Here is a 234-nt window from a genome sequence, read left to right as displayed (position 1 = left end):
GGCGTCCCCGCCAACGCCGCCGCGCCCGGCTTCATCGCCACCGACATGACGGCGGCCCCCGCCGAGCGCGTCGGCATGGGCTTCGAGGACTCCCAGGCCGCGGCCGCCACCCAGATCCCCGTGCAGCGCGTCGGCAACCCCGTCGACATCGCCAACGCGATCGCCTTCTTCACCGGCGAGGCCGCCGGGTTCGTCTCCGGCCAGGTGCTGTACGTGGCCGGCGGGCCGCTCAAC

The 234-nt window shown here is 75.2% G+C and carries 1 protein-coding gene; it reads left to right on the top strand.

The window, feature by feature from the left end; genetic code table 11:
- On the top strand, window positions 1-234 hold a 234-nt coding region (locus KVT44_RS57180), incomplete at both ends, for an SDR family oxidoreductase (RefSeq protein ID WP_217577208.1).

This window comes from Streptomyces sp. GbtcB7 (assembly GCF_019091445.1).
GTDB classification, from domain to species: Bacteria; Actinomycetota; Actinomycetes; order Streptomycetales; family Streptomycetaceae; genus Streptomyces; species Streptomyces mirabilis.
This window is presented reverse-complemented; position numbering and strand designations above follow the sequence as displayed.